Raw genomic sequence first — 2,323 nt, 5'->3', positions numbered from 1 at the left:
TCCTCGTCGAGCGTCACCCAGCGACCGAGCCGATCGAAGACGCGGATCGCCATGTTGGCGGCCGCCGYCTTGGTGAAGGTCAGGCAAAGAATGCGCGCGGGCGAGGCGCCTTCGAGCAGCAGTCGCACCACCCGGTCGGTCAGCACCTTGGTCTTGCCGGCGCCCGCATTGGCGGACACCCAGGCAGACGCGCGCGGATCGGCCGCTCTGCGTTGCGCGTCCTTGGTGTGGAGAGGAACGACGAGATCGTTCATTCGCCGCTCCCATCGCCGTTGCTCGCGAGCGACCATTCCTTGACGCGCGCCAGATGGTCGTATTCCGAGAACCTGCGCGCATATTTTGGAAACGGCCGCGACACGTAGGCGGCGTCGCCTCTGGCGTAACGGGCGATCAGGCCTTCGAAACGCTGACCGTGCTCACGCACGATTTCGGAGAGCGAGCGCGTCTCGTCGCGGCCCGGCTTCAATGGGCGTGGATCGATCGCCTTACGGCCGCCGGACGTGTGGACATAAAGCAGTTCGGGCGTTTCGTGCGATCGCGGCAGATCCTTGAACGCACCCTTCATCAGCATCACCGCTTCCAACGTCAGCTGCGGTGAGAAACCGGCGAAGACTTCGCGCACGCCGGGCGGTTGGCCGGTCTTGAAATCGACGATGACGAAACTTCCGTCACGGCGCTGCTCGATTCGATCGGCGCGCGCACGCAGGCTGAACACGGATCCGTCCGCAAGCGCGATCGGCAGCACACCCGACCGTTCGGGATGGATCTCGATCAGCTCGGGTCTGCGGGCGGTCTCCCATTCCGCGAACGCGGTGACGACACGCATGAACCGCGGCCACCATTCCGCATGGAGTTCCGGAAACGCTTTCGCGATCGGTCCGAATTCGTGTTCGCCGCGTGCGATGAGATCGGCGAGCACGTCGCCAGGCAGTGATGTCGGGTAGGCCTGCGCAAATCCGCCAAGGACCTCGTGAATGATCGTGCCGCGATCGGCGGCGCCCGGGGGCACGGCGATCGCGTCGAGGGCGTCGAGCTTCAGGATATGACGGGCGAAGATCGAGTAGGGATCGCGCACCAGGGTCTCGATTTCAGTGACGCTGAGACTGCGCGGAAAAAGCGCCGGATCCGGCTTCGGTGCCGGGCGCAGCAAAGCCGGAGCCGGGCGCGGTGTATCGACGATGCGCGCGAGTTCGCGGTAATGCGCGCCGGCATCCGTGACGCTTTGCCAGACGGCGTCGCCCGCGAAGGCCTTGAGGCGTTGCAGGAAGCGCGAGGGTACGGTCGGCGATCCATCGCGCTTCTGAGCGCGCGTGATGATGATGTCGCGCGTGCCGAGCGCCTGAACGAAATCGTGCGCGGTCTGACCGATGCGCCGCTCTGGCGGCATCAATCCGACGCGGGCGCGCATGGGACGGTTCAGAAACGCGTCCGTCACCGTACGCGGCGGCCAGATTCCCTCATCGAGACCGCCAAGCACGATCCGGTCCGCCGACAGGAGGCGCGCTTCGAGCAGGCCCAGGATCTTGATGCGGCGATGCGTCGATCGCGGCGTTGGATTGACGGCGCGCTGTTGGGCGAGCGCTTTGAAGAAAGCCGGATAATCGGAAAAGCGGCCCTGAACGCCGCCCGCCTCGGAGTGACACAAATCGTCGAAGAGCGCCGACAATGCTTCGATGGAGGGGTCGTGATAAGCGTCCTCTTCGTCGTCCGGACGCGCCATCAACGTCTCGACCGCACTTTGATGATCAGCGACCAGTGACACGAGATCGAACGTTTCCGACCCGACGCCGGACGCGTCGAAATCGCTGAAGGCAGATTGCAGGCGCTGCAGCACTTGATCGGCCAACTCCCAATCACTGTCGGTGAGCCGCCGCCGTGGACGCGGCGTACGCCGCGTATCCTCGATCCGGCGCGCCGCCAGAGCCTCGCGAAATCCCGACAAACCGCGCGCCGGTTCCGGACCGCGCAGGAGACCGATCTCGAGGGCGCTCGCGGCTTGCTCCAGCGTCTCGCGCGGCCAGCCGAGGCGCACGAACGGATGCGCGAGGAGTGCGAGAAGGCGGACCGGACGCATGCCGTCCGCCGCAGCTTCGCAGGCGAGCCGCGCCAAGCGTCCCGCCGCCGTGTCGGGAAGCGCGATGCCCGCCGAATCCTCGACGGTCAGCCCCCACCGCCCGAGTTCGGCAGCGACGCGGGCGGYAAGCGCTCGATCCGGCGTGATCAGCGCCGCCGTGCGTTCCGGCGTCTCGATCGTTTCGCGCAGAGCGATCGCGATGGCGAAGGCTTCCTCGCGATCATCTGCGGCTTCGACGATGGCGAGACC

At 66.3% G+C, this 2,323-nt stretch carries 2 protein-coding genes; both read right to left on the bottom strand.

Going from position 1 to position 2,323, the window contains the following annotated elements; translation table 11 throughout:
• The coding region (locus AC1DT3_RS18350; RefSeq protein WP_477466662.1) for a UvrD-helicase domain-containing protein at nucleotides 1–254 on the bottom strand (254 nt) is incomplete at its 3' end.
• The coding region (gene addB / locus AC1DT3_RS18345; RefSeq protein ID WP_477466661.1) for a double-strand break repair protein AddB at nucleotides 251–2,323 on the bottom strand (2,073 nt) is incomplete at its 5' end. The genes AC1DT3_RS18350 and addB, both read right to left, overlap by 4 nt.

This window comes from Microvirga sp. P4_G7 (genome assembly GCF_056401005.1).
The sequence above is the reverse complement of the archived record's forward strand: the minus strand, read 5'-3'. Positions and strand labels throughout refer to the sequence as shown.